The sequence below is a fragment of the Modestobacter marinus genome (genome assembly GCF_019799945.1).
Taxonomy (GTDB): Bacteria; Actinomycetota; Actinomycetes; order Mycobacteriales; family Geodermatophilaceae; genus Modestobacter; species Modestobacter marinus_B.
Window position 1 is genome coordinate 291,095 of record NZ_JABGCH010000002.1, and the last position, 22,999, is coordinate 314,093.

General features: G+C 76.3%; 22 protein-coding genes and 1 pseudogene. 11 read left to right on the plus strand and 12 right to left on the minus strand.

All coding sequences use genetic code 11. The annotated features are described in order from the left end of the window. Positions 1-17: 17 nt before the first annotated feature. From HK417_RS03255 to HK417_RS03265, 3 genes are read right to left on the minus strand one after another with little or no spacing between them, the layout of a single operon-like run. Positions 18-1,301 (minus strand): alpha-hydroxy acid oxidase, encoded by a 1,284-nt coding sequence (locus HK417_RS03255; protein ID WP_222263242.1) that lies wholly within the window; start codon positions 1,299-1,301, stop codon positions 18-20. Positions 1,302-1,338: 37 nt separating this feature from the next. Continuing rightward, positions 1,339-1,983 (minus strand): bifunctional 4-hydroxy-2-oxoglutarate aldolase/2-dehydro-3-deoxy-phosphogluconate aldolase, encoded by a 645-nt coding sequence (gene eda / locus HK417_RS03260; RefSeq protein ID WP_222263244.1) that lies wholly within the window; start codon positions 1,981-1,983, stop codon positions 1,339-1,341. Continuing rightward, positions 1,980-2,921, minus strand: a complete 942-nt coding sequence (locus HK417_RS03265) for a phosphoglycerate dehydrogenase (protein ID WP_222263246.1) — start codon at positions 2,919-2,921, stop codon at positions 1,980-1,982. Before HK417_RS03265 ends, eda begins: the two co-directional genes overlap by 4 nt. Positions 2,922-3,144: 223 nt before the next feature. Here HK417_RS03265 and HK417_RS03270 point away from each other — a divergent pair, with 223 nt between their 5' ends. Together HK417_RS03270 and HK417_RS03275 are read left to right on the plus strand one after the other, a co-directional pair. Continuing rightward, a complete protein-coding gene (locus tag HK417_RS03270; protein WP_222263248.1) occupies positions 3,145-3,906 on the plus strand; it encodes an IclR family transcriptional regulator in 762 nt (253 codons plus the stop codon). An 83-nt stretch (positions 3,907-3,989) separates the two neighbouring features. Next, positions 3,990-4,745: an SDR family NAD(P)-dependent oxidoreductase gene (locus HK417_RS03275; protein ID WP_222263250.1), complete on the plus strand. Its 756-nt coding sequence runs from the start codon at positions 3,990-3,992 to the stop codon at positions 4,743-4,745. Between the two features lie 75 nt (positions 4,746-4,820). Here the strand turns inward: HK417_RS03275 and HK417_RS03280 are convergent, their stop codons facing one another. From HK417_RS03280 to HK417_RS26880, 4 genes and pseudogenes are all read right to left on the minus strand, one after another. Continuing rightward, positions 4,821-5,039, minus strand: coding sequence for a hypothetical protein (locus HK417_RS03280; protein WP_222263252.1), 219 nt, complete (start codon positions 5,037-5,039; stop codon positions 4,821-4,823). A gap of 115 nt (positions 5,040-5,154) precedes the next feature. Further along, positions 5,155-6,180, minus strand: coding sequence for an NAD-dependent epimerase/dehydratase family protein (locus tag HK417_RS03285; protein WP_222263253.1), 1,026 nt, complete (start codon positions 6,178-6,180; stop codon positions 5,155-5,157). A gap of 52 nt (positions 6,181-6,232) precedes the next feature. After that, entirely contained in the window at positions 6,233-7,132 is a 900-nt protein-coding gene (locus tag HK417_RS26055; RefSeq protein ID WP_308123336.1) for an FAD-dependent monooxygenase, read from the minus strand. 166 nt (positions 7,133-7,298) lie between these two features. After that, positions 7,299-7,901: pseudogene (locus tag HK417_RS26880) on the minus strand (FAD-dependent monooxygenase); the annotation flags it as partial. A gap of 153 nt (positions 7,902-8,054) precedes the next feature. Here HK417_RS26880 and HK417_RS03300 point away from each other — a divergent pair. Both HK417_RS03300 and HK417_RS03305 read left to right on the plus strand, forming a co-directional pair. After that, positions 8,055-10,571: an ATP-binding protein gene (locus HK417_RS03300; RefSeq protein ID WP_222263255.1), complete on the plus strand. Its 2,517-nt coding sequence runs from the start codon at positions 8,055-8,057 to the stop codon at positions 10,569-10,571. Continuing rightward, the gene (locus tag HK417_RS03305; protein ID WP_222263257.1) at positions 10,568-10,765 is read left to right on the plus strand and encodes a response regulator transcription factor; all 198 of its coding nucleotides are present in this window, start codon (positions 10,568-10,570) and stop codon (positions 10,763-10,765) included. The genes HK417_RS03300 and HK417_RS03305 overlap by 4 nt, the downstream gene beginning before the upstream one ends. A 19-nt stretch (positions 10,766-10,784) precedes the next feature. On the opposite strand, the gene HK417_RS03310 is transcribed toward HK417_RS03305, so the two are convergent. Beyond that, complete coding sequence (locus HK417_RS03310) at positions 10,785-11,258, minus strand: hypothetical protein (RefSeq protein ID WP_222263259.1); 474 nt, start codon at positions 11,256-11,258, stop codon at positions 10,785-10,787. Positions 11,259-11,407: 149 nt separating this feature from the next. Between HK417_RS03310 and HK417_RS03315 the strand changes: the two genes are divergently transcribed. Both HK417_RS03315 and HK417_RS03320 read left to right on the plus strand, forming a co-directional pair. Then, positions 11,408-12,352: an NAD-dependent epimerase/dehydratase family protein gene (locus HK417_RS03315; protein WP_222263261.1), complete on the plus strand. Its 945-nt coding sequence runs from the start codon at positions 11,408-11,410 to the stop codon at positions 12,350-12,352. A gap of 47 nt (positions 12,353-12,399) precedes the next feature. Then, positions 12,400-14,289 carry a helix-turn-helix transcriptional regulator gene (locus tag HK417_RS03320; protein WP_222263263.1) on the plus strand — a complete coding sequence of 630 codons (1,890 nt, stop codon included), beginning with the start codon at positions 12,400-12,402 and terminating at the stop codon, positions 14,287-14,289. 3 nt (positions 14,290-14,292) lie between these two features. On the opposite strand, the gene HK417_RS03325 is transcribed toward HK417_RS03320, so the two are convergent. Further along, a complete protein-coding gene (locus tag HK417_RS03325) occupies positions 14,293-15,474 on the minus strand; it encodes an acyl-CoA dehydrogenase family protein (RefSeq protein WP_222263264.1) in 1,182 nt (393 codons plus the stop codon). A 154-nt stretch (positions 15,475-15,628) separates the two neighbouring features. Between HK417_RS03325 and HK417_RS03330 the strand changes: the two genes are divergently transcribed. Continuing rightward, positions 15,629-15,940 carry a YdhR family protein gene (locus tag HK417_RS03330; protein ID WP_222263266.1) on the plus strand — a complete coding sequence of 104 codons (312 nt, stop codon included), beginning with the start codon at positions 15,629-15,631 and terminating at the stop codon, positions 15,938-15,940. A 55-nt stretch (positions 15,941-15,995) separates the two neighbouring features. Here HK417_RS03330 and HK417_RS03335 read toward each other — a convergent pair whose 3' ends face one another. Continuing rightward, a complete protein-coding gene (locus tag HK417_RS03335; protein ID WP_222263268.1) occupies positions 15,996-16,808 on the minus strand; it encodes a hypothetical protein in 813 nt (270 codons plus the stop codon). A 222-nt stretch (positions 16,809-17,030) separates the two neighbouring features. Beyond that, entirely contained in the window at positions 17,031-17,306 is a 276-nt protein-coding gene (locus HK417_RS03340) for an isoamylase early set domain-containing protein (RefSeq protein WP_222263269.1), read from the minus strand. A 273-nt stretch (positions 17,307-17,579) separates the two neighbouring features. Here HK417_RS03340 and HK417_RS03345 point away from each other — a divergent pair, with 273 nt between their 5' ends. Genes HK417_RS03345 through HK417_RS03360 form a run of 4 tightly spaced genes read left to right on the plus strand, consistent with a single transcriptional unit; the run spans position 17,580 to position 21,970 of the window. Then, complete coding sequence (locus HK417_RS03345; RefSeq protein WP_222263271.1) at positions 17,580-18,305, plus strand: DUF2306 domain-containing protein; 726 nt, start codon at positions 17,580-17,582, stop codon at positions 18,303-18,305. A gap of 22 nt (positions 18,306-18,327) precedes the next feature. Further along, entirely contained in the window at positions 18,328-19,350 is a 1,023-nt protein-coding gene (locus tag HK417_RS03350) for an extracellular solute-binding protein (protein WP_222263273.1), read from the plus strand. 12 nt (positions 19,351-19,362) lie between these two features. Next, entirely contained in the window at positions 19,363-20,997 is a 1,635-nt protein-coding gene (locus tag HK417_RS03355; RefSeq protein ID WP_222263274.1) for an ABC transporter permease, read from the plus strand. Further along, a complete protein-coding gene (locus HK417_RS03360) occupies positions 20,987-21,970 on the plus strand; it encodes an ABC transporter ATP-binding protein (protein ID WP_222263276.1) in 984 nt (327 codons plus the stop codon). The genes HK417_RS03355 and HK417_RS03360 overlap by 11 nt, the downstream gene beginning before the upstream one ends. A gap of 90 nt (positions 21,971-22,060) precedes the next feature. Here the strand turns inward: HK417_RS03360 and HK417_RS03365 are convergent, their stop codons facing one another. After that, positions 22,061-22,819: an alpha/beta fold hydrolase gene (locus tag HK417_RS03365; RefSeq protein WP_222263278.1), complete on the minus strand. Its 759-nt coding sequence runs from the start codon at positions 22,817-22,819 to the stop codon at positions 22,061-22,063. Positions 22,820-22,999 lie beyond the last annotated feature (180 nt).

Here is a 22,999-nt window from a genome sequence, read left to right on the forward strand (position 1 = left end):
CGAGCGGGACGGCGCGATCAGACCGAGACGTTCGGGTAGTCGCCGGTGCCGTGCGGGGTGAAGGCGACGTGCCGGTCGCAGAGGTCCTCGCTGCGGCGCACGCCGAGCAGCTGCATCGACCGCAGGTACTCCCCGGCGAGGATCTCGTAGGTCCGCAGCACGCCGTCCCGGCCGCCGGCCATCAGGCCGTACAGGTAGGCGCGGCCGATCATCGCCGCGTTCGCGCCGAGCGCGCGGGCGGCCACGACGTCCTGGCCGTGCAGGACACCGCCGTCGATCAGCACGGTGGCCTGCTGCCCGACCGCGGCCCGGATGGCCGGGAGGACGTCGAGGGTGGCGGCCGAGCGGTCCAGCTGGCGGCCACCGTGGTTGGAGACCACCACCCCGTCGGCGCCGTGCTCCATCACCTCGCGGGCCGAGCCGGGCGTCGTCACGCCCTTGACGATGAGCCGCCCCGGCCACCGGTCGCGCAGCCAGTCCAGCGAGCTCAGGTCCAGGCCGGGGTCGAACATCATGCTCGCCACCTCGCCCGGGGTGGGGTTGCCGGGGACGCCGGCCAGCGACGCGAAGGTCATCCCGCCGGTGGTCAGCTTGTTGAACCACCACCCCGGGAACCGCGACATGTTGAGCACCGTGCGGGCGGTCAGGGTCGGCGGGATCGTGAGGCCGTTGACGACGTCCCGCAGGCGCATCCCGGAGACCGTGGTGTCGACGGTGAGCAGGATCGTCGAGTACCCGGCCGCCTCGGCCCGGGACAGGAGGTCCTCGTTCACCCGCAGGTCGCCGGTGAAGAACAGCTGGAACCACAGGTCACCGTCGGGCGCCGCGGCCCGGACGTCCTCGATCGAGGTCGAGCCGACCGTCGACAGCGCGTACGGGATGCCGACGTGCTGGGCCACGGAGGCCACGGCCGACTCCCCGTGGTGGTGCATCATCCGCGTGTAGCCGGTAGGGGCGAACACCAGCGGCATGGCGATGCGCCGGCCCAGCAGCTCGACGCCCGGGTCGGGCTCCGCGACCGAGCGCAGCGCGTCCGGGTGGAACGTGACCCGCCGGTACGCGGCGATGTTCCGCGCCGCGGTGATCTCCTCCTCGGCCGCGCCGTCCACGTAGTCGAACACCGCGCGCGGGGTCGTGTGCCGCGCCGCCTCGCGCAGGTCGCGGACCGAGAGCGCGTTGGTCAGGCGTCGCGCGGTGCGGCTCACCTGCGGCTTCTTGAACTGCACGACGTCCCGCAGTTCCGACCACCGCGGCACCTGCCGGGCGGTCGTGACCGGCGGGAGCGGCGCCCTCTCCCTCATGGCCCTCGTTCCCCTTCCTCCGGTACCGGACATGTCCTCAGCCCTGGTCCGCCCGCCCAAGGGCCACCGCCTCGGCGGTCAGCCGGCGCACGGTCGCGAAGTCCCCGGCCCTGATCCGGTCGCGGGGCACCATCCAGGAGCCGCCGACCGCGACCACGGCGTCGATGCGCAGGTACTCGGCGAGGTCGGCCGGACCGATGCCGCCGGTCGGGATGAACCGGACGTCCGCGAACGGTGCGGTCAGCGCGGCGATCGCCGGCGCCCCGCCGGACGTGCCGGCCGGGAAGAACTTCACAGTGCCCAGGCCGAACTCCAGCGCCGCCTGCACCTCGGTCGCGGTGACCGCGCCGGGCAGCGCGAGGACGCCGTGGTCGGCGCACCTCTCCACGACGGCCCGGCTCAGGCCCGGGGAGACGACGTAGCTCGCCCCGGCGGCGACGGCCTGGTCGACCTGGGCCGGGGTCAGCACGGTGCCGGCGCCGAGCAGCAGGTCCCCCCGGTCGGCCATCGCCCGGATGGCATCGGCGGCGGCCGCGGTGCGGAAGGTGACCTCGGCGACGGGGAGTCCGCCGGCCACGAGGGCGTCCGCCAGCGGCCCGGCGTCGGCCGCGTCGTCGAGGACGACGACGGGGACGAGGCGCGCCCGGCCCAGCGCGGCTGCGACGTCGGCCGGGCTCGTCACCGCTCCACCACGTTCGTGAGCCGGCCACCGCTGAGCAGCGCCTCGAGGTTGCGGGCGATCAGCGCGTCGGCGCCGACCGGCCGCCCGCCGGCGGCGTGCGGGGTGAGGAGCAGGTTCGGCGCGTCCCACAGCGGCGAGTCGGCCGGCAGCGGCTCGACCTTGGTGACGTCGAGGGCGGCTCCGGCGAGCCGACCGCCGGCCAGGGCCTCGACCAGCGCCGCCTCGTCGACCGTGGAGCCCCGCCCGACGTTGACCACCTGCGCGTGCGGTGGCAGGCACGCCAGCCGGTCGGCGTCCAGGGCGTCGTCCGTCGCGGGGGTCGAGGGCAGGATCATCACCAGGACGTCGGTCTCCCGGAGCTCGGCCTCCAGCTCGTCCTCGGCGACGACGGGGAAGCCGGACCGCTCCCCCGGACTCCGCCCGACACCCCGCACCCGGGCGCCGAGCCCGCTCAGCAGCGGGGCGAGGTTCTGTCCGATGTGCCCGAACCCCCAGATGAGCACCCGGGCGCCGATCAGGGTGGTGACCGCGCCCGGCGGGTGCAGCGGCTGGAGCCCGCCGAGCTCGCCGGCCCAGCGGTGCTCGGCCTGCGCCCGCGCGGCGGCGGGCAGCCGGCGCACGAGCGCGAGGACCAGCGCCAGGGCGTGCTCGGTGACCGGCTCGTCGTGCAGCCCGATCCCGGCGGTGACGAGGACCCGGTCGGGGAACCCCGCGGCCAGCACCACGTCCGGCCCGGCGGCGAGGGTCTGCACCCAGCGCAGCCGCGGCATCCGGCCGGCGACGGCGGCGAGGTCGTCGCCGGAGCTGCCCCATACCACCAGCGCGTCGGCGTCCAGGTGCTCGTCGGGCACCCGGGCGGAGGCGTCGTAGACGACCGCCTGCACGCCGTCGGGCAGCGCCGGGTCCAGCGGGAGGGAGTTCGGCAGCAGGAGCTTCATCGGGGGTGTCCGCCTTCGTCGGGAACGGCGTGGCCGGTGGAGCCGCTCGTCGAGTGGGGCCGCAGGACGTCGCGCAGGAGCTCTTGACGTCCTCCGGGCGGAGCCGTACGTTCCGATATACGGAACGTCGTTCCGTATCGTGAAGCACCGTAAGCGGCGTCACAGGGAGCCGTCAAGCCGGGCGGCCGGCGGTCCCGGCGCCGCCGGACCGGAGGTGAGCGAGGTGACCGAACCGGGCACCGCGGCAGACCAGACCCGCGCCCTGCCCGTGGGCAGCACCGCGAAGGCGCTCGTCGTCCTGCAGGCGCTGGCCCGGGCGGGCGGCGCGGTGCAGCTGGCCGACCTGGCCCGCGACTGCAGCGTCTCCAAGCCCAGCGCGCACCGGGTCCTCGCCGGGCTGCGGGAGCTGGCGTGGGTCCGCGCGCACGAGGGCGGCCGGTACTCGCTGGGCCCGCAGGCCTACGCGTTCGCCGCCATGGCGTCGCCGGGGACCTCCGTCGAGCAGGCCCTGGCCGGGCTGCGGGACGCCGTGGGGCACACCGTGCACGCCGGTGTCCTGCTGCACGACCACGTCGTCTACACCCACAAGCTCGACGGCCGCGACCAGTTCGTCATGCGGTCGCGGGTCGGCGCGACGGCGCCGCTGCACTGCACGGGCATGGGCAAGGCGCTGCTGGCGCACCTGCCCGAGGACCAGGTCGCGGCGGTCCTCGCCGCGGGTCTCCCCGGCCGGACGGCGGGCACCCTTACCGACCCCGACGCGCTGCGCGCTGAGCTGGGTCTGATCCGGGAGCGGGGCTACGCGGTCGACGACGAGGAGAACGAGCAGAACATCCGCTGCATCGCCACCGTGGTGCCGGAGAGCCTCGGCCACCCGCTGCGGGCGGTGAGCATCTCGACGGTCACCTTCCTCACCGACCGCGAGCAGTTGATGAGCTACGTCCCCGCGCTGCTGCAGTGCGCGCGGTCGCTGACCACCTCCTGAGCGCGCGGTGCGCCGCCGGCCCCCGGGAGGATCGGTGCACTGTCCGGGTCGGACGCCGTGGCGTCCGGGAGGAGGAGACGGAGATGGCGCAGTACGACGTGGGCGGCCGGTCGGCGATCGTGACCGGAGGCGGTTCGGGCATCGGCCGGGCCGTGGTCCTGGAACTGGCCGCCAGCGGCGCGGCGGTGCTGGTGGCGGACCTCGCCGAGCAGGCGGCGGCCGAGGTCGCCGAGGCGGCCCGTGCCGCCGGCGGGACGGCGGCCTCCTTCGTGGCCGACGTCAGCGACGTCACCGCCGTGGAGGCGATGGTCGCCGCCGCCGGGGAGCTCGGCCCGCTGCGGGTGGCGATCAACAACGCGGGCATCGGGGGCCAGGCCGCGCCACTGGCGGACTACTCGCTGGAGAGCTGGCGGAAGGTCATCGAGGTCAACCTCAACAGCGTCTTCTACTGCATGCGCGCGGAGATCCCCGCGATGGTCGCCGCCGGCGGCGGGTCGATCATCAACATGGCCTCGGTCCTCGGCGGCGTCGGGTTCGCCGCGTCCAGCGCCTACGTGACGGCGAAGCACGGGGTCGTGGGCATGACCAAGAGCGCGGCGCTGGAGTACGCGGCGCAGGGCGTCCGGGTCAACTCGGTCGGCCCGGGCTTCATCACCACGCCGCTGCTGGAGGCCAACCTGGACCAGCCGACCATCGACTTCCTCAGCGCCAAGCACGCGCTGGGCCGGATGGGCACCGCGGACGAGGTGGCCGGTCTGGTCGCCTTCCTCGCCAGCGACGCCGCCTCGTTCGTCACCGGCAGCTACCACCTGGTCGACGGCGGCTACGCCGCCCAGTGAGCAGCCGTGGCCCCGGGGCGCCCGCCCGGGGCCACGGCCGAGGAGCACAGACGGCCGGCTGCGCGGCCGGCCGGGTCAGGTGGACGACGACGGCCATGACGACGGCGACGACACCCAGCCCCGCGAGCACCGGGGCGAGCCCACCGGCCGGACCAGCCCGCCGACCAGGGTGACCACCACCGGCCGGGCCAGCTGCGCCCACGGGAGCGGCGGGAGCGTTCCGGACCTGGACGCCGTCCGCTGCGCGGGCTGCCCGACGTAGCGGGCGGCGAGCAGGGCGAGCGGGATGCTCACCGCGTAGAGCCGGAACGGCGTCCGCCAGCTGTGCGCGCCGAGCGCGCCGCCGAGGCCGAACAGCCCTACGTGAGCACCTTCATCGCTGACCGGGCCGCCGACACCTTCGCCCAGCTCAGGCGCTGGCCTCGGCGACCGCCCGGGCGGCGTCCGGGCGGTCCGCGGAGGGGGTGCGCAGGGCGGACAGCGTCCTGCGCACCCCCTCCTCGTAGGAGGTCGGGGTCAGCCCGAAGCTCCGGGCCGCCCGGCTGCCGTCGACCACGAACGGCTGCTCGAACTGGTACACCAGCTCGGCGCCCTCCCGGACGATCGGGACGACCCGGCCGACGGCACGGAACCTGGTGGTCCCGTGCCGCAGCAGCCACAGCCGCGTGCCGGCCTGCCGGCAGGCCTCGGCCGCCAGCGCCCGACCCGTGGTGGGCGCGGGGTGGGGCACGTGCCAGACCGCCGCGTCCGACGTGTCCGTCGTGCCGAGGACGGCGACGGTCCGGGCGAAGTCGTCCACGAAGGTGGGGGTCAGCGGGAGGTCGGGGTCGCCGACCCAGTGCACGGGACGCCCCCGCAGCGCCGGGCCGAAGACGTTGCCGGCGATGAGGGACCGCACGCCGGGCCCGTACAGCTCCCCGGCGCGGGCGATGCTGACCTGCAGCCGCCCGGCGGCGGCCGCGTGCAGCATCCGCTCGGCGAGCCAGGCACGGAGGACCCCCCGGCTGCTGACCGGCCGCCAGGGGGTGTCCTCGGTCATGGGGGCCCGCACCCGGCCGTACATCCAGGTGTCGTCGGCGTAGACCAGCCGGGCGCCGACCGCGCTCGCGGCGTCGATCAGGGCATCGGTCAGCGCCGGGAAGTCCCGGGTCCACCGCAGGAAGGGCGGCATGACGCAGTGGTGGACCGCGACCGCCCCGCGGCAGGCCGCGGTCAGCGCCGCGCCGTCGGCCGCGTCAGCCGCGACGGCCTCGACGCCCGGGGTGCCGACGTCGCGACCGTCCCGGGTCACGGCTCGGACCCGGAGCCCGGCTGCGGACAGGTGGGCGACGACCAGCCGGCCGACCGCTCCGCCGGCGCCCACCACCACGTGGACGCCGTCCGCGGGCGACGTCGGCGGGGCGGGGCGGTCGGGGGGCGACGACGGACGGGACACGGGGACCTCCTCGGCTCGGTGGGAAAACGGATCGGACGGCGGAGTCGCGGCGTCAGCGGATCACTGAACTGCTCCGCCGGAAGAACATGGCGCCGAGGTACGCCCGGAGCGCCACCTCGTCGGCCGGCGTCGACCGGTGCCCGATGTACCCGTCCGGCCGCACGAAGACGAGCGCCCCGGCCGCCGCCCCGTAGAGCCGGTGCGCCTCCCCGGCCGGGTCGAGCACCGCGGTACCGGCGTCCAGCTCTGCGGGCACCCGGTCGGCCGGGACCACGACCCGGGCACGGACGTCGCCGCCGCAGCGGTCCCCGACCTCGCGCGCCAGCACGGCCAGCCGCTCGGGCGCGGGGTGCGTCGCCCGGCCGGCGAACAGGAGCAGCGTGGCGTGCGGGCCGCGGAAGAGGTCGAACAGTCGGGTCGGCCCGCTCCCGTCCGCGGCCCGGCACCGGGCGTCCGGCGCCCGGTCCCCGGCGTGCGGCCCCCGCCAGGAGCGGACCCGGGTGGCGACACCGCCGACGCGGTCCCGGGACAGGGAGCTCCCCCGGTAGGAGACGGTGAGCTCCGCGGACCGGTCGAGCACCGCCCGCTGGACGGAGTCGAGCCGGAGCAGCGGGGCGAGCACCCGCTCGCGCAGCTGCCGCACGACCGGGTGCGCGGAGAAGACGACGGTGTGCCCCCGGTCGCTGCCCGCCAGCACCGACCGGGCGACCGACAGCCGCTCCTCCTGGTACGTGTCGAGCAGGTCCTCCGACGCCGAGCCGGCCAGCACGAGCCCGAGCTTCCAGCCCAGGTCGTAGGCGTCCTGCACACCGGTGTTCAGCCCCTGTCCCCCGGCGGGGCTGTGCACGTGTGCGGCGTCGCCGGCCAGCAGCACCCGGCCCACCCGGTACCTGTCCACGAGGGCCGCCCGCGGGGCGAACTCGGACAACCAGGTGGGGTCGTGCAGCCGCACGCCCGGGGAAGCCGCGCTCGGCGAACAGCCGCTGCAGCAGCTCCACCGTGACCGGCTCGGGCCCGCCCGTGGAGGGAACGGCGGCCTGCACCTGCCAGGTCCCGCGCCCGTCGAGCGGATCGGCGGCCAGGTACTCGCGCCCGTCGAACGAGGCGACGGCGACCCCGGGCTCCAACCCGTCGATCTCGACGTCGCCCAGCACGAAGCGCTCCTGCCTGCCCTTCCCCCGCAGCGGCAGGCCGACCAGCTCGCGCACCGTGCTGTGCCCGCCGTCGCACCCGACGACGTGGTCGGCGCGCACGACCTCGGGTGGGCCGGCGGTGCCCCCGAGCGTCGCCGTGACGGCACCCTCGTCCTGTGCCAGGGCCACCAGCTCGCGGCCCAGCTCCACGGCTCCGCCGAGCGAGGCGAGCCGGTTCCGCAGCAGCTCCTCCGTCCGCCACTGCGGGAGGATGACGAGGTCGGGGTACGGGACGCCGGGGCGCGGCGGTCGCGACGGGACCGACAGGTCGGCGACCAGCCTGCCCCCGGCGTACAGGCGCAGCCGGTGGGCCCGGCGGCCGGCCGCGAGCACCTGCTCCGCGATCCCCAGGTCGTCGAAGACCTCCAGGGTCCGCGGCTGGAGGCCCTTGCCGCGGGACCGCCGGTGGAACGCGACCGCGCGGTCGACGACGCGGCAGCCGACCCCGCGCCGGAGCAGGTCGCAGGCGAGGGACAGGCCGGTCGGGCCGGCTCCCACGACGAGCACCTGGACGTCGGTGGTCCCCATGCGGGCCTCCCTCGGTTCTCCGTCCTCGCCTCGTCACCCTGGCACCCGGAGGGCGGCCCGCGGACCGGCAGGATCGCCGGGTCCAGGGCCGGCGTGCAGCGAGCGCTCGGCGGACCGGTTCTGCTCCTCCCCCGGTCTCGCTAGCGTGGCGGCGTGCTCGCAGGCAGGGCGGTGGAGCTGGGCCTGATCGACCGGTTGCTGGACGACGCCCGCGGCTCCACAGGCCGGGCACTGGTCCTCCGCGGGACCGCCGGGATGGGCAAGTCCGCCCTGCTGGGCGCCGCGCGGCAGCGGGCCGGGAACATGACCGTGCTCTGCGCCCAGGGCATCGAGTCGGAGTCGGAACTGGCCTTCGCGGGACTGCACCAGCTGCTGCGCGGCGTGCTCGCCCACCTGCCCGCCCTGCCGCCACCCCAGGCGGACGAGCTGCGCAGCGCGCTGGGGCTGGCGCGGAGGGGACCGGTCGACCGCTTCCTCGTCTCGGTCGGCGTGCTCGGCCTGCTCGCCGAGGCCGCCGAGGAACGGCCGGTGCTCTGCCTGGTGGACGACGCGCACTGGCTCGACGTCGCCTCGGCGGACGCCCTGGTGTTCGCCGCCCGGCGCCTGCTGGCCGAGCGGATCGCGGTGCTGTTCGCCACGCGGGACGGCGACGGTTCCCGCTTTCCCGGGGGCGGGCTGCCCGAGCACCGGCTGCCGGGCCTGGATCCCGCCTCGGCCGCCGTCCTGCTCGGCGAGTCGCTGGGCACCCCCGCGCCACCGGAGGTCGCCGCCCGTCTGGTCCAGGCCACCGGGGGAAGTCCCTTCGCGCTGCTGGAGCTGCGGTCGGCCCTCTCGGGAGCGGAGCTGCGGGGTGCCGCTCCGCTCCCGGTCCCCCTGCCGCTCACCGACGACCTCGCCGGTCTGGTCCTGGCGCGGTTCCGCCGGCTGCCGGACGCCACCCGCACCCTCCTGCTGGTCGCCGCGGCCGACGACACGGGCAGCGCCGGCACCGTGCTCGCCGCGAGCCGCCACCTGGACGTCGCAGCTGACGCGCTGGCCCCCGCGGAGGACAGCGGGCTGGTGGCGGTGGTCGAGGACCGGCTGGTGTTCCGGCATCCGCTGGTCCGGTCGGCGATCCTGCGCGACGCCGGGTCCGCGGACCGGCGCGCGGCCCACCGGGCGCTGGCCGGAGCCCTCGCCGCGGACCCCGACCGCAGCGCCTGGCACCGCGCCGGTGCCGCGGTGCCCCCGGACCGTGAGGCGGCGGCGGGGCTGCTCGCGACGGCCGCGCGCGCCCGGGACCGTGGCGCCTTCGACGCGGCCTCGGCGGCGACCGAGCGCGCGGCCGGCCTCGCCCCGGTGGACGACCGCAGCGGTCACCTCGTGCGGGCCGCCGTCGACGCCTGGCTCGCCGGGCAGACCGGGCGCGCGCGGGAGCTCTCCGCCCGGGCGCGGGCCGGGGCGACGGGACCCCTGCGGAGGGAGCTCGACCGGCTCGCCGGGACGATCGAGTTCCACTGCGGCCGTCCGGCGGAGGCCTTCGCCGTCCTCGTCCGGGCCGCCGAGCAGGCCGAGGACGACGGGGAGGCCGTGCGCCTGCTCGCCGAGGCCGCCGAGGCGGCCTCCATCGACGGGAACCTCGCCGGCTGCCGGGAGGCGGCTTCGATCGCCGGCCGCCGCGGCCCGCCGCCGGACCCCGACGACGGGGTGCTCCGGGATCTCGTCGTCGGGATGGGGGCGTTCCTGGCCGGTGACCGGGACCGGGCAACCCCGCTGCTCCGCCGGGTCGTCGACGCCGGACGGTCCCTGACGGGGGTGGTGCCGCTGGCACAGGCCGGTCGCGCGGCGTGGTACCTGGGCGACGAGGGGACGGCGCAGACGCTGTTCGAGCGGTCGGTGCAGGCCGCTCGCGACGCGGGGCAGCTGGGCCTGCTGCCCTACGCGCTGAACCGGCTGGCGGCCTGCGAGGTGGGAGCCGGGCGCTGGGGCTCGGCGACCGCCTACTACGAGGAGGCGCTGGAGCTGGCCCGCGCGACCGGCCAGGAGGAGGTGGTCGGCCACCTCCTCGGTGGTCTGGCGCAGCTCGCGGCCTTCCGCGGGGACGAGCCGGCGCTGCTGTCGCTCGCGGACGAGTTCCGGCGGGTGGCCGGGCCCCGCGGCCTGGTGCTGCTGCAGGAGCAGGTGGCCTGGGCCCACGGGCACCTCCGGCTGTCCGAGGGCCGGACCGCCGAGGCGCTCGCGGCGATGCGGGAGATCGGCCATCCCGCCGTCCTGGCCGCCTCCCTGGTCGACCGGGTCGACGCCGCCGTCCACGCCGGCGAGGCCGGACTCGCCCGGCGGTGGGTCGACACCTGGTCCCGGGAGGTGAGCCGGCGCAGGCCGGCCTGTCCTGCGCCCAGGCCCACGCCCGGGCGCTCGTCGCCGAACCCCCGGAGGCCGAGCGCTGCCTCGCCCACGCCGGCCGGCCGGGCACGCCGGGCCGCCCCCTGGACCGGGCCCGGGCGGCCCTCGCCTGCGGGGAGCTGCGCCGCCGGCACGGACGCCGGCTCGACGCCCGGGGGCCGCTGGAGGCGGCCGTCCAGGGGTTCGGCGCGCTCGGCGCCGAGCGGTGGGCCGACCGGGCCCGGCGCGAGCTCCGCGCCGCCGGCCGGTCGGTCCGGACCGAGCAGCCGGGCCCGAACGCCCGGTTGACCCCGCAGGAGCTGCAGGTCGCCCGGTACGCCGCTCTCGGCCGTTCCAACCGGGACGTGGCGGCGCTGCTGTTCCTCTCCCAGCGGACCGTCGACTTCCACATGCGCAACGTCTTCGCCAAGCTGGGCATCGCCTCGCGCACGGAGCTCGCCCACCTGCCCCTGGACCGGCTGGCCGCGACCCGCTCCGGTTGAGCCGGCCCGGCCGGCCGGGTCACGACCCGTGCGCGCCCTGCGGGGCCGACCGGGCCGCCGGCGAGCCGGGGGTGCCGGCCGGCCCGGTGGGCAGCCGGAAGGCCAGCACGGCCAGCAGGACGGCGGCGACCGAGACCAGGCTCAGGGTCACCGTCTGCAGGACCTGGTCGGTGGCGGTCTCCAGGACGTGCAGGTTGCCCTGGTGGTAGGCCTGGTGCGGCAGGTAGGCGGCGAGGGCTGCGAGACCGGTCGCCCGGGCCAGCCACACGCCCCCGGTGAGCAGCGCCACCAGGGCCACCACCCCGATCGCCAGGTTGCCCTGCCCGACGTCGCGGAGCAGGTGCTCGTTGTACGGGCCGTCGACGCTGACCCAGTGCCGGCCCCAGCCCGGGAAGTCCCGGTAGAACGACTCGGGCGCGGCCATCTGCCAGATCCCGACGCCCAGGCCGAAGAACGTGAACCAGCCGAGCAGGACGGTGACCGTGCGGTGCATCGCGGGTGCCTCCTCGCATTCGGGAACCCCCGCAGGATGCTCCGGAACCCCGCCTCGTGGACCGGCACGATCGCCGGGTCGCACCGGCCCGCCCGGCTCCTACCGTCGGCCCCGTCGGGCAACGGGCAGGCAGCCGCGAGGAGGACCCCGTGTCGACGTTCGTGACCGGCGGGACGGGCGCCCTCGGGACGCCCACCGTCGCCCTGCTCCGCGAGCGCGGGCACGCGGTGCGCGCCGTCGCCACCACGTCCGCATCGGCGGCCAGGCTGGCGGGCATGGGGGCCACGCCGGTCCAGGGCTCGCTGTTCGACCCGGGGGTGCTCACCACCGGCCTGGCCGGGGTCGACGCGGTGCTGCACCTCGCGACGCGCATCGCACCGATGTCGACGGCGCGGCGCCGCTCCGCCTGGGCGGAGAACGACCGCCTCCGGGCGGAGGGGACCCGGCTGCTGGTCGACGCCGCACTGGCGCAGGGAGTCGGGGTGCTGGTGTACCCGAGCTTCGCCCTGGTCTACGCGGACGGCGGGGCGACATGGCTCTCCGCGGGCTCCCCGATCGCGCCCACCGACGTCCTGCGGTCCACGGTGGTCGCCGAGCAGGAGGTGGCCCGCTTCACCGCGGCCGGCGGCCACGGCGTCGTGCTGCGCATGGCTGGGATCTACGGTCCGCACTCGGCGGCGACGCGGGACGTGCTGGCCCTCGCCGAGAAGGGGATCTCGGGCTTCGTCGGGCCTGCCGACGCCTTCCAGCCGCTGGTGTGGGACGAGGACGCCGCCGCCGCGCTCGTCGCCGCCGTCGAGACGGAGGGCCTGTCCGGCACGTTCGACGTCGTCGACGACGAGCCGCTCACCCGGGCCCAGCTGGCCGCGGCGCTGGCCGCCGCGGTGGGCCGGGAGCGGGTCCACCGACCGCCCACTCCCCTGGTCCGGCTCGCCCTGGGGCGCCGGCTCGGGTTCCTCCTCCGCAGCCAGCGGGTGTCCCACCGGCGGTTCACCGACGCGACCGGCTGGGCGCCGCGGGTGCGGAGCGCGCGGGAGGGGCTGCGGCTGGCGCGGGCCGCGGTCGCCGCGAGCCAGGCGGTTACCCGCCGCTGAGCCCGTTGCGCGCTCCACCGCCCCGGCGACCGCCCTAGCATCGCCGGATGGGTGTCCTGCAGCCCCGGGGATCCGTCTCCGACCGGCTCGCGGCTGCCGCGGCCACCGCGCTGGTCGGCCGCGCCGAGGAGCGCGCCCGCCTGACCGAGCTGCTCCGGCCGGACGGCCCGGCGGCGGTGTTCGTCCACGGCCCCGGCGGCATCGGCAAGACGTCACTGGTCGAGGCGACCCTGGCGGCGCTCCCCCTGCGCGCGGTGCACCTCGACGGCCGGCACACCGAACCGACGGTCCCCGGAGCGCTGGCCGCACTCGGGACGGCGCTCGGCGTGCCTGCCCCGCCGTCGGTCGCCGCGGCCGTCGACGCCATCGCCGGCGCGGGGGTCGACGTCCTCGTCGTCGACGCGTTCGAGCGGCTCAACCTGCTCGACGGCTGGATCCGCAACGACCTGGCCGCTGCCCTGCCCGCCACCGTTCCGGTCCTGCTGGTCGGCCGGCGCGGTCCCAACGTCGCCTGGCGCACCGCCCCCGGCTGGCGGACCCTGCTGGCCGAGCTGGCGGTCGGGCCCCTGCCGCCCGGGGACGTCGACAACCTCCTGGCCGCCCGCGGCGTGCGGGGCGCGGACGCCACGCGGATCCGGCGCTTCGCCCGCGGGCACCCCCTCGCCGCCGTCGTGGCCGCGGAGGCACTGGCCCGCCGTCCCGGGCTGCCGCTCGCGTCCGGCGCGCCGGCCGAGGTGGTCGAGGAGCTGTTCGCCGTCCTCCTCGACGACCTCGCGCCCGAGGAGCGGGCCACCGTGGAGGCCGCAGCGGTCCTCCGGCGGGTGACCCTGCCGCTGCTCGCCGCGGTCGTCGACGAGCAGGACCCGCAGGATGCCTGGCGGACGCTGCGGTCGCTCCCGTTCACCACGGTCACCCGCACCGGACTGGAGTTCGCCGGGGTGGCGGCGACCGTCCTGCTGGAGGCGCTCGAGCTGCGCGACCCGGTCCGGGTCCGCGCGCTGCGGGCCCGCGCCGCCCGGACCATCCTCGCCGGCCTCGCCGCCGCCCCGGACTGGGAGGGCACCGCCGACCTGCTGCACCTCGTGCAGAACCCCCTGGTGCGCAACGCGTACGCGCCGCCAGGGCTGCTGCAGCACCCCGCCGAGCAGGCCCGCGCCGAGGACCACGACGCGGTCATCGCGATCGCCGCCCGGTTCGAGGGCCCGGAGTCCGCCCGGCTCGCCGAGCGGTGGTGGCGCGCCCGGAGGGACGCGTTCGCCGTGGTCCGCGGGGCGGACGGCGGTGTCGCCGGGTTCTCCGCCACGGCGGTGCTCGGCGCCCACCCCGGCGAGCTGGGGCAGGACCCGGCGGTGGCGGCCGCGGTCGCGCACCTGCGGCGCGAGCCGATGCCGCCGGGCGCGGACGCCCTCGTGTTCCGGTGGGCGCTGGGCAGCCGGGCCGGTGAGCGGAGCAGCCCGGAGGTGGGCACGCTCGTCGTCGACCTCAAGCGCACCTACCTCGAGATGCGGGCCACGCTGCGCCGGGTGTACTCCGTCGTCACCGACTGGCCGGCCGCCGCCCCGGTGCTGCGGGTCATGGGCTTCGACGTCGTCGGGGAGGTCGCCGTCGGCGACCGGCGCCTCGTCCTGGTGTGCCTGGACTTCGGAGCCGGCGGGGTGGACGGCTGGATCGGCCGCCACGTGCTGGCCGAGCAGGCCACCCCCTCCCCCGGGAGCCCGCCGGAACGGGCCCGGCCGTCGGTGCTGACGCTCACCGGCCGGGAGCAGGAGGTCCTCGCCCTGCTCGCCGACGGGATGACCAACGTGCAGCTGGCGGAGACGCTCTTCATCAGCGAGCGCACCGCCAACCGGCACGTCAGCAACATCTTCATCAAGCTGGGCGTGCACAACCGCACCCAGGCGGCGCGGGCGGCGGTGGCCGCGGGGCTGGTCGGCTGACCGTCACCAGCGGGGTCCGGCCGGGTCCACGCCCAGCAGCGCCTTGCCGATCACCTCGTGCGTGAACGCGTCGCTGCCCGGGTGGAACCGCGCCGCCCGCACGTCCCGCGACAGCCGCTCCAGCTCCGTCCCCCGCCGGAACGAGGCGCCGCCGACGACCTCGCAGGCCAGGTCCACGACCCGGTTCGCGGCCACGGTGGCCTGCCACTTGGCCGCCAGCACCTTCGGGCCCCACAGCGGTCCGTGGTCGACGCCGGCCACCCAGTCCCGGGCGACCGCGTCGACGCAGCCGCGGGCCGCGTCCAGCGCCAGGTACATGTCCGCGACCTGGGAGTGCACCAGGGGGTGGTGCGCGAAGGTGCCGCGCGGGATCGCGATGGACCTGCGCCGGGCCGCCTGCGCGACCGCGATCTCCAGCGCGCGCTCGGCGATGCCGACGTAGACGTTGGCGATCAGGGTCAGCGCCCAGATCTGCATGACCGTGACCGCCGGATGCGCGGCCGGGCCGGCCGGGACGATGCAGAGCACGTCGGAGTCCGGCACGAACACGTCGTCGAGGACGGTGTCGTGGCTCTCGGTGGCCCGCATCCCCTGGGCGTCCCAGTTGCGGACCGTCGTCACACCGGCGGCGGTGTGGGAGACGAACCCGTGCACCACTACGGGCCCGGCCGGGTCGGAGGAGTCCATGGCGTGGAACCCCAGCCGGTCCCAGTGCTCGCCGAGGGAACCGAACATCTTGCGCCCGGTGATCCGCCAGCCGCCCGCCACCCGGCGGGCGGACGCGGTGGACAGCGCCACCGGGACGTCGTTGCCGGCCTCGGCGTGCCCGGAGGCGAGCAGCTCGCCGTCGGCCACGTACCCCGCGATGAGGTCCGCACCCGGCAGCCCTATCCGGTGCAGGTCGGCGGCCAGGCCGACCCAGTAGTGGTGCATGCACGTCGACAGCGCGGTGGCCGGGGAGAAACGCGCCATTCGGCGCTGCTCCCTGGCGAGGGCGGCGAGGTCGAGGCCGAGGCCGCCGAAGTCCTCGGGCAGCGCCGCCCGGAACCAGTCGGCGGCCCGCAGGTCGGCGAGGTCGTCGACGGGGTAGACAGCCGCGGCATCGGCGTCCGCGGCGCGCTCGCGGAGCCGGAGCAGCGTCTCCTCGGACAGCGAGCGGGTCCTGGGGCGAGTGGTGGTGTCCATGGCCGGAGAAGCTAGGAGCGGCGCCGTGCCGCCCTCATCCGGCGAACGCTCCATCCGTCGCTCCATCCCGGGATGGAGCGTCCGGCCGATGAGCGGGCCGGCCGGTGTCCCTAGCGTCGTCCTCCGTCAGCACCGACCGCCAGGAGGCACCGTCATGTACGTCCGCATCGTCACCTTCGGCCTGTCCGTCCCGGCCGAGGACTACGCCCGCTCGGCCGTCGCCGTCGCGCCCGCGTTCGTCGAGTGGCCCGGCCTGCTGGCCAAGTGGTGGCTCGGCGACGCCGCGTCCGGCACCTACGGCGGGGTGTACCTCTTCGCCTCGCGGGAGGACGCCGACCGGTCCCGCGACACCGAGGTGTTCCGGGGCATGGCGGCCAACCCGGCGCTGCACGGGATCAGCGTCCGGGAGTTCGACGTCCTGGACGCACCGACCGCCGTGACCGCACCGAGCCTCCGGGCGGCGTGACCTGGGGCGTCCCCGCCCGCCTCCCGTGGGTCTGCGGGGGTCAGAAGGAGAACAGTCAGAAGGAGAACCCGCTGCAGGTGCGGTCGTAGTCGCGGGTGTCGTCGTACCACTGCGCGATGTAGACGGGACCGCCCGAGAAGCTGGGTTGCGAGCAGCGCTCGAGCGCCTCGTCCGGGTGCTGGAGCCTGCCGGCCGTCGCCCACACCGGGACGGTCGGGAGGTCCCAGTTGCCGGTGATCTCCCGCCACCCGGCGCTGTACGAGTACAGGCCGTAGGCGAAGCCGTTGTCCTCCAGTCCCCGCATGAGGCCCTCGAGCACGAAGCGGTTCTCCTCCTCGCGCGCCGGTGATCCCATCGGCCAGGGCTGGGCCCGCTGCGCCTCGACGTCGATCCACACCATCGGCGGGCGCCAGTCGAGGCCGTCCATCGACTCCACGGCGAACTCCGCCGCGGCGTACCCGACGTTGCGCAACTGCCCCGCCCGCGTCACCTCCCAGGGCCCGTCGTCGCCGTGGGCCGCCAACTGGGCCGGCGAGGGGAACGTGCCCATCGCGTAGGCGTGGTTCGGCTTGTCGTGGTCGCGCACCCAGCGGACCTGGTCGGCCAGGCACGGGTTCTCGGTGAACGCCCGCCCGCGGGTGAGGCCGACGATCACGAAGTCGGTCTCCTCCGGCGGCATGGGCAGTCCGTACCCCCCGTCGGCCGAGGAGCACTGCGGCCAGGAGATGTCGTGCCCGAACATCGTGTCGGCCCGGGCCGGGGAGGCCAGCGGGTGGATGAGGAAGGCCAGGAGCGCCGCGGTCAGCACCAGCGCCTTCCCCGGCCGAGAGCGGTCGCGTGTCCGGGGCCCGGCGTCGGCGGTGATCATCTCGCGCCTCCTGCGTTCGGCTGGCGGTCGGCAGTTCACGCAGTGTCCCGGTCGTGGCGGCGTTCGGGGACCCACTTCGCGGCCGAGGACGGCAATCCCGTTCCCGTGCGTCACCACCCCGAGACGTTCCGGCGCGGCCGCACCTCAGCGCGGAGGCCGGGGGGCGTCGCCCGTACCCCGGCCTCCGCGACCGGTGCCCCACCCGTCAGCCGACGGGACGGTTCATGGGACCAGGTACGCGCCCTGCGCATCGTGGCCGTCGACCTGCGGGTCGTCGAACCAGTGGCCGCCCTCGCCGAGGTAGCGGAAGTGGGTGCGGTGGCCCACCGGCAGGGCGATCGACACGCTGCGGGTTCCGTTGCTGCGCTTGCGCAGGACGTGCGTCCCCGGCGTCCAGTCGTTGAAGTCGCCCACGACCGAGACGTGCGCGGGGCTGGTGTCCGGGTCCAGGACGAAGGTGACGTTGACGCCGGTCGCGGCCTTCTTGCGGCGGATCATGCTCGTGTCTCCGGTGATCGGTGCCGAGGCAGGTCGGCCGTCCGGCCGTTCTGCGGTTGCGCCGCAGGGTAGCGGCGCGACGCGCCGGAGCGGGACCGAGGCGCCACGGCCGGGCATGAGCATGGTCACGTCCCCGTCGGACGGCGTCCGCCCAGGTCCGGGCTCTGGGACGCGGGGGACCGCCCGCTTCCGGACCGACCACGACGACGCCCTTGTGCGCGCCGCGCCGCGCGGAGGAGCCTCGGCACCGCACGGGGAGTTCGGAGTTCCGGCATGACGCTGACGGAGACCGCGACGACGACCTGGCACTCCACCTGGCGCACGCGCACCGCGTTCTGGTGGATGGCGCTCAGCGCCCTCGCTATCGCCGTCTTCGCCCCGCTGCCGTACGCGGTGAACTCGCTTGCCGACCTCGCCGCTCAGGAGCAGCCGCTGGCCACCAACTACGCCGGCCGGTCGTCCGCCGTCCAGCTGGCGTTCTACCTGCACATCGCCTGCGGTGGTCTGGCCCTGCTGCTGTCCCCGCTGCAGTTCGCCACCCGGCTGCGCCTCCGCTCCCTCACCGCGCACCGGGCGGTCGGCCGCGTCGTCCTGGTCGCCATCGCCCTCTCCGGGCTCGCCGGGCTGGTCCTGGCGCCGCACAACGCCGCCGGCCCGGTCGGCACCGCGGGCTTCGGGCTGCTGGCGCTGCTGTGGCTGGGGTTCGCGGCGACCGCCTTCCGGGTCATCCGCCGGCGGGACGTGACCGCGCACCGGCGCTGGATGGTTCGCACCTTCGCGCTCACCTACGCCGCCGTCACACTCCGGCTGTGGCTCGGCGTGCTCACGACGGTCCAGATCGGGGTGTGGGGCGTGGACGGCGACACCGCGTTCGAACGCGCGTACCTGCTCGTGCCGTTCCTGTCCTGGGTGCCCAACCTGCTCGTCGCGGAGTGGTACCTCGCCGTCCGCCGTCGCGCGGTCCCCGATCCCCTTACCCGGTCGGTCGCCGCGCCGTAGCCTCCCGGCGGGGTGAGTCTCCATGCCGACGACGTTGTGCAGCCGCCCGTCCGGGCAGGCCGGCGGGCCCCGACGACCGGCGCGGCTCCGGGTCCTCGCCGCGGGAGTCCTCGTGCTCGCCGCCTGCGGGGAGCCGACCACCGACGCCGGCACCGCCGCGCAGGACCTCACCCTCTACACCTGCCTGAGCGACGAGACCGTCCAGCCGGTGATCGCGGCGTTCGAGGACAGCGCGCCGGGCGCCTCCGTCGACCTGTTCCGTGCCCCGACCGGTGAGCTGAACGCGCGGGTGGCGGCCGACGTGCGGTCCGGCGGGCTGCGGGCCGACGTCTTCTGGGGGTGCGACCCGCTCACCGTGCAGGACCTGGTCGACCAGGGCCTGGTGGGTGGCTGGACGCCGCCGGAGGCCGACGCGATCCCCGCCCAGTTCCGCACCGCGGACTACGTCGGCGCGCACCTGCTGTACATGGTCGCGGTGCACCGCACGGACGTCCCGGCGCCCGCGACGTGGGCGGACCTGCCCGCGGCCGGGCGCACGGTCGCCGTCCCCGACCCCTCGGTGGCCGCCTCGGCCCTGGGCGCGCTCGGCTGGTTCGCCGCGGATCCCGGCTACGGCCTGGACTTCTACCAGCGGCTGGCGGACGCCGGCGCGGTCCAGGTGCGCACGCCGGACGAGGTCACCACCGGCGTGGCCCAGGGCCTCTACGACCTCGGCATGACCACCGCGAACTCCGCCTACGCCGCGGTGGACGACGGGTCGCCGGTGGCCGTGGCGTGGCCGCAGCCGGGCGCGGTGGCGGTCTACGGACCCGTCGCGCTCGCCACCGCCAGCGCCGACTCCGCGGTCGCGCAGGACTTCATCTCCTTCGCCGTCGGCCCGGAGGGGCAGCAGACCATCGGCGCGTCCGGCTCATACCCCACCCGGCCCGGCGTCACGGGGCCCTCCGTGCCCGCGGGGGCGCCGGTCGTCCATCCCGACTGGACGTCGATCGCCGCGGACCGGGACGCCGTCCTCGGTGGGTACCAGCGGGTCTTCGGCGGCTGACCGGTGTCCCGCGTGGGGCGGCCGGCCGGGGCCCGGACCGGCACCGCGGTCGCGGCCGTCGTCCTGCTGGCAGTGCTCGTCGGGTACCCGCTGCTGCGCCTGGCGCTCGTCGCGGCGGACGAGTGGCCCGGAGTGCGGCCCGCGGGGCTGGGTGAGGCGCTGCGGAACACCGTCGTCCTCGCCGGGGCCGTGACCCTCGCCGCCGTTCCGGTCGGGGTCGCCCTGGCCCTGGTCCTGCGGCGGCCCGACCTCCCCGGCCGGGCGCTGTGGCAGGCGGCCGTCCTGCTGCCGCTGCTCGTCCCCGACTTCGTGCTCGGCTACAGCTGGACCCAGGCCTACGCCCGGGCGGGCTTCACCGACACCCTGCTCGGGGTGCACTGGGCCGGCCTGCTCGGCCCGGCCGGGGTGTGGCTCGTCCTGGTCGTGAACGCGGCCCCGCTGGCGTACCTGGTCGTCGCCGTCGCGCTGGCTGCACGGGCCGAGCCGGACCTCGAGCGGGCCGCGCGGATCTCCGGCGCGGGCGCCGCGACGACCGCGGTCACGGTGACGGTGCGGCTGGCGCTGCCGGCGGTGGCCGCGGCCGGCGTGCTGGTGTTCGTGCTGACCCTCGGCAGCTTCGCGATCCCCCAGGTGCTCGGCGCCCCCGCCGGCTTCCGCACCGTGACCACGCAGATCTACGCCGACCTCTCGCTCGGCGGGGACCCCACCTCGTTCGTCCGGGCGGTCACGCTCGCGGTCGTCCTGGTGCTGGTCACCGCCGCCTGCACCGCCCCCGCCGACGTGCTGCTCGCTCCCCGGCTGCGGTCCCAGCGGCCGGCCGACGCCCGCCCGGCGGCCGCCCTCCCGGCACGCCCGGCGGTCCTGCGGGGACAGACCCTCGCGCTGGGCGGCTACGCGGGCCTGACCGCGGGGCTCCCGCTCGCCGCGCTGCTGCTCGCCTCGATCACCCGGGCCGTGGGGGTGCCACCGACACCGGGCAACTGGGCGCTGGACCACTTCCGGACGGTGCTCACCCCGCGCACCGCGGAGGCGCTCGGGCGGAGCCTGGCCCTGGCGCTGGTGGCCGCCACGCTGCTCGTGCTGCTCGGTGGGCTGGTCGCCGTCGCGGAGCGCCGGCGCGCCGGGCGGACGGCGGCGACGCTGACCACCCTCACCCTCGTGCTGCCCGGCTCGACGCTGGCGGTCGGGCTGCTGCTCGCCTACGGGCGCTGGCTGTCCGGGACGCTGACGCTGATCCTGCTGGCGTACCTGGCCAAGCTGTGGGCGGTCGCGCACCGGCCGATCGCCGGCGCCCTCGACCGCTTCCCGCCCGACGAGTTGCGCGCCGCCCGGGTCAGCGGCGCGGGCGCGCTCACCGCCGTCCGCACCGTCGCGTTGCCGCCGCTCGCCCCGGCGTTGCTCGGCGCGTGGCTGCTGTGCTTCCTCACCGCCCTGCACGAGGTCACCATGTCCAGCCTGCTCTACGGCCCGGGCAGCGAGACGCTGGCCGTGGTGGTGCTCAACAGCCAGGAGCTCGGCCGGATCGGGCCGACCGCGGCGCTGTCCGTCGTCCTCACCGTGCTGGTCGCGCTCCCCGCGGGACTGCTGTGGTGGGCGTCCCGCCGGTGGTCCGCGCCGGCCCGCGAGGTGCCGGCCGGTGTCGGCTGAGCCGGCCGTCGAGGTCACCGACCTCGTCGTCCACCACGGGACGACGGCGGCGCTGCGCGGCGTGAGCCTGCAGGTGCTACCGGGCGAGGTGCTGGCGCTGCTGGGGCCCTCCGGCTCGGGCAAGTCCACGTTGCTGCACGCGGTGGCCGGGTTCCTGGAACCGACCTCCGGCGTCGTCCGGCTGGGCGGGCGGACGGTCAGCGGCGCCGGCCGGCCCGTGCCGCCGGAGCGCCGGGACCTCGCCGTGGTGTTCCAGAACTACGCGCTCTGGCCGCACCTCACCGCGCTGGACACGGTGGCCTACCCGGCGCGCCGCCGCGGGGAGTCCCGGGCGCAGGCGCGGGCCGAGGGGCGGGCGTTGCTCGGGCGGCTGCACGTCGCCCACCTCGCCGACCGGCGGCCCGCCGAGCTCTCCGGCGGGGAGCAGCAGCGGGTGGGGCTGGCCCGGGCGCTGGCGCGCCGGCCGGCTGTGTACCTGTTCGACGAGCCCACCGCCCATCTGGACACCCACGTGCGCGGGGTGTTCCTGGAGGAGCTGGCGAGCCGGCGGCGGGAGAGCGGGGCGGCCGCCGTGTACGCCACGCACGACGCGGAGGAGGCGCTCGGGCTGGCCGACCGGGTCGCGCTGCTGGACGCCGGCCGGCTGGTGCAGGTCGGCACGCCGGAGCAGGTCTACGCCCAGCCGGTGGACGCGTTCGCCGCCCGGCTCACCGGCCCCGCGTCGGTGATCGACGCCCCCGACGGGTCCGGTGAGCTGCTGGTGCGCCTGGGGTGGGCCCGCCTGGGTGGGCCGCTGGAGGGGAAGGTGCGCGGGAGCTGGTTCCGCGGCCCGCACACCGACCACCTGGTCGACACCCCGCTCGGTGAGCTGCTGATCCGGGAGTCCGGTGGCGCCTGCCGGCCGGTCGGCGAGCGGATCCGCTGGACGCTGCTGCACGGCTGGTCCCTGCCGGGGCACGACGGACGAGGGTGATCGCATCGGGCCGACGGCGTCGGCCACCACCCCACGACCGTGCTCGTGGGGTGGTGGCCGGACGCAGGTGCCCCGGGGGCCGCCTCCGGATCAGGCGTACACGCGCTCCGCTGCGGCTGTGGCGTCCGACTCGAGTGGCAGGACCCCGCGCAGGAATGCCTCGAGGACGTCGGTGAACGCCTCGGGGTTGTCCAGGTTGCTCGCGTGGCCCGCGCCGGGGATCTCGGCGTAGTGGGCCAGCGCGTCCCGTCGCGCCCACGCCCGGCTGCCGCGGGCGACGTCGCCGATGCCGTCGAGCTCGCCGCAGACCAGGAGCGTCGGCACCGGCAGGCGGTAGTTCGGGTCGGGCCGAAGGGCGTCCGTGAGGAGCGAGGCGAGGATGCCGACGGTCTCGTGGTTGGACCGGTGGCGGTTCGCGTCGAGCGCGTACTGCTGCACCTTCGGTTGGATGGCGGTCGCTCGCGCGGCTCGCTGCGCGAACGCGGCCCCTTCGACCGCCGCCTGGGCATGCAACGCGGCGACGCTCATCCACGCCTCCATAGGGTGACGCGCCGCGGTGTTGCAGGTGGCGTCGGCGATCACCATGGCCCGGACGCGGGGGTTGCCCCTGCCCACCAGCACCTGGGCGATGTTTCCGCCCAGGCTGTGCCCCACCAGCACGATCCGGTCCGCGGGGAGGACCTCCAGCAGTGCCTCGACGTCGTGCACGGCGGCCGCGAAGTCGAACCTGCCGGTGGACGCGCCGTGGCTCCGCAGATCCGGGGTCACGATCGGGAAGCGGTCCTGCAGGGCCTCGACCTGGGGGGCCCAGGCGTGGTGGTCGAGGGTGGCGCCGTGGAGCAGGACCAAGGTGGGACGGGTGGTCGGCGCCGCCGGTTGACTGGTCCAGTAGCGGAGAGTGGCGTCGGGGCGTTCAAGAGCATGCGACGAGCGGATTGTCATGTGTCCCTAACCGGGGGAAATGGGGATTCGCGGCGGCAGAACGTCGTCGTCTCACCCGCTGCAGAAGAGGCACGTGGTTGAACCCGC